The organism is Desulfobulbus sp. (genome assembly GCF_030824455.1).
GTDB lineage: Bacteria > Desulfobacterota > Desulfobulbia > Desulfobulbales > Desulfobulbaceae > Desulfobulbus.
The window spans coordinates 1-3243 of the sequence record NZ_JAVBXR010000002.1 but is presented as its reverse complement, the minus strand read 5'-3'; the positions used below and the strand labels follow the sequence as shown (position 1 = coordinate 3243).

The 3243-nt window shown below is 59.1% G+C and carries 1 protein-coding gene and 2 pseudogenes; 1 reads left to right on the top strand and 2 read right to left on the bottom strand.

Translation table 11 applies throughout. From position 1 onward, the window contains the following. A pseudogene (locus RCH93_RS00030) lies at positions 1 to 589 on the bottom strand (ABC transporter ATP-binding protein/permease); the annotation flags it as partial. A 64-nt stretch (positions 590 to 653) separates the two neighbouring features. After that, positions 654 to 1967: a glycoside hydrolase family 1 protein gene (locus RCH93_RS00025; RefSeq protein ID WP_306545858.1), complete on the bottom strand. Its 1314-nt coding sequence runs from the start codon at positions 1965 to 1967 to the stop codon at positions 654 to 656. A gap of 635 nt (positions 1968 to 2602) precedes the next feature. On the opposite strand from RCH93_RS00025, the pseudogene RCH93_RS00020 reads away from it, so the two are divergent. After that, positions 2603 to 3243 (top strand): annotated as a pseudogene (locus tag RCH93_RS00020) (hypothetical protein); the annotation flags it as partial.

Genomic DNA, 3243 nt, shown 5'->3' with positions numbered 1-3243 from the left:
CGGTATAGAGGATCGCGATCCAAACCAGATGCCCGTAGATGGCGATCTGGGCAAATCCCAGGTCAAGCGTCACCACCCCTGATTTGCTCCACAACACCTTGGTGAAACCGATCAGCAGCAGGATGCTGTAGAACAGCGAATGCGCCAAAACCACCGCCGACTCGGTGGCCACCCGGCAATCCTCAGCAATGCGGCCGTCGGGATTGTCGTGTTCGCCCGGCAGATGTGAGAGCAGGTAGTGGCGGCCGGCGGCCATCCACCGGGAAAACACATAGTCGGTCAGCCAGGTGCGCCAATAGAGCTGCATGCTCCGTTTGACCTCCAGATGCGATCCGGTCAGAGCCATGTCGGCGACAAAAAGCAGCGACAGCAGGCCAACCTGGATGACCAGGCCTTTCATCGAATGCCGCTCCAGGGCGTTGAACAGGCCCGCGCTCCACTGGGTCATCAACACCGCCACGACCATTTGCATCACAGTGAGCACCGCCAGGAGCAGGACGGTTCCTCGAATCTTCAGTTTTTGGTTCGATTGCCAGAACAGTTTGGTCAGGCGGAGGAATGCTATGAAAAAATTACGCGATGTGGGCATAGTGGCTCATGGTTCGGCTTGAAAGATGGACCGGTTGTTGGCGACGGCGTGCGTGCCGGGCGCGTTATGTTGTTTGTGGCCTCAAGGTGGGCAAGACGTCCAGATAACGCCGTACCGTCTCCCCGCTGAAGCCGTTTTCTCGGATGATCTCCTGGTAAAAAGAGGCGCTGGGTTTCGGCGTGCGCTTGAAGGTCGCAAAATCCACCGCCACCAGGCCGAAGCGGGGCAGGAAGGTCGTCCACTCATAGTTGTCCATCAGCGACCAGTAGAAGTAGCTGCGCACGTCCACGCCGCGCTCAATCGCCTCCTGCAGGGCGGAGAGGTGCAGCGCCAGGTAGACGATGCGAAAGCGGTCGTCAGTGGCGCAGCAGCCGTTCTCGGTGATGGCGACCGGATAGTCGCGCAGCCGCTCCAGATTGGCGATCAGCCCCTCGGGATACATCTCGTCCAGGTAGAACCGCATCGGGACCATCCGCAGTTCCTTGTGACGGAACCGAGGTCCGTCCAGGTCGGCCCGGCGGGCGTCGATCATGTGGCGGGTGTAATAGTTGACCGACCAGAAATCGAGCGCGCCCTTGACGTCGGGATCAAACTCGGCGTCGACCCCCGGATAGACCAGCTCCCCGGTGCGCAGGGCGTGGAAGAAGAATTCGTTGGTGGTGAAGTCGGCAAACCCGGTCATGCGCTGGTCCAGGTCGTCGTGAAAGCGGCGCGGAAACCAGTGGATAAAGGCGTGGGCGCTGCTCACCGGGGCGGTCGAGTGGAGCTTGATCAGGTGGTAGCCCAGGGCGTGGACGCGGAGCATGTTGAACTTGAGGGACGCGATTGCCGGCCCTGCGGTGAGGCCGCCCCATCCATTGAATTCGTTGATCACGTTCCAGCCGCTGACATAGCTGGTGATTTTGGGCAGGAGGAAATGGAGATAGCGCTCGAAGAAGCGGCGGTTGTCGGCCTTGCCAAAGCCCCCCAGTTGGTCGAACCAGAGGGGGTGGGTGAAATGATGCAGGGTGACGAAGACCTGGACGCCTTTCTGCGTGAGACGTTCCAGCAGGTCGACATAATGGGCCATAGCCTGATGATCCCACTGCCCTTCCAGCGGTTCGATCCGGCTCCACTCGATGGACATCCGGTAGGCCTGGTGGCCGAGGGCGGCGATCAGCTCCACATCCTGCCGATAGAGCCGGTAGTGGTCGCAGGCCTTGCCCGAGGGGGCGCGAATGGTGCGGTCTGGATCGTCCTGGTAGAAATCCGGCTGCTGCTCCTTGTGCCAGGCCTGGGAGTGGATGTTGTCGCCCTCGATCTGATGCCCGGCGGTGGCGCTGCCCCACAAAAAGCCTTCAGGAAAGCGGATCGGCGGCAGGCTGAAGACGTCGTACATGATTGATATCCCAGAATGGTTTCGCCATGCCGCAACCGCAGTCGAAGGCTGTCAGGCGAGAAGAAATCGTTTGGTTGGCGGCCTGCAGTGAGGAACTTTCGCTTCGCTTCCGAGCTCGACAAGGTTGCTGCATTACCTCTATCCCTGCCTGGCGCCCAACCCTCTTCATCTGCGGTCCCACGGTCAGAATTACACGGTCAATTCCTATAAAAAACCAGGGGGATAGTCAATACCTTCTTGCGGGTAACGGAAAAAGTCTGGTTGCCGCAAGGGTGGGCCGAACGGCGGCGGCAGGTGCAAGGGGCAATAGGGGCGATAGGCATCTCGTTCGATTTCTCTGGGACTCCGCGCGCAGATGCCGTATCTTTGCCAGAGCGTCGCCATCCTGCCCAACCGCTGCGCCTTTGCGGGGTTTTGCAACCGTCGCAAAGAAGCAATCAACCTCCTGGTGGCGCAGGCGCTGTTGTTGCGCCGGGCCGGCGAGAACGGCATGCGGTGGGCAACGGGTTGTCCCCGGTCGCCCCCTCTCCTCTCCTCTCCTCTTGCCTTGTGCCTGACGCCCTTTTGCCTTGCCCAACTTCTGGATTGCATTGATGAAGCACCGTTGCATTCAACCTCGCATAGGAGAGCACTGTATGAAAATATCACTCTATCTCGCGGTTTTCTTACTGAACGGGCTTATTGGTCAGGCCGCTTTTGCCGTGAGCTGTGCGCAGGGAGACAACACGCATATCTGGGTTGTCCCGCAGGTGGTTCAAGCCGGAACGCCTGTCCGGATCATGGCGGTGTCCACTGCCGAACCTCTCACCGAACTGCTATTGATCGATCCGCAAGGTGCAGCGCAACCGCTGGAAACAACCGCAAGCACGGGTGGCATGCCGTGGAGCGCAACGGCGACAATAGAAGCGCTTGGGAGCGGCCAGCATCAAATCGAGGCGAAGGCGCAAGGGAAATCGCTCGCCTGCCGGGCAATTGCTCATGGCGACAACACCAGGGAACAACCGGTGTGGGAAGAGAGGCAGGAAGCCTATTATTCCGCCTGGATCGAGCAGCTTTTTGACGGTGCGGTTGATGAAGACGTGAGCTTTCCCTCGTTGGAACCGGTGTTGCGCGATCCGGAACGCAATTTTTTACACAATGCCTTGGGATTGAATGAAGACAAAAACCTTCCCGCGACCCCTGATTGCGCCGATTTTCCCTATTTTCTGCGAAACTATTTTGCTTGGAAAAATGGCTTGCCGTTTAGCTATCGGTTTTGTAATCGCGGTTCGGCCAC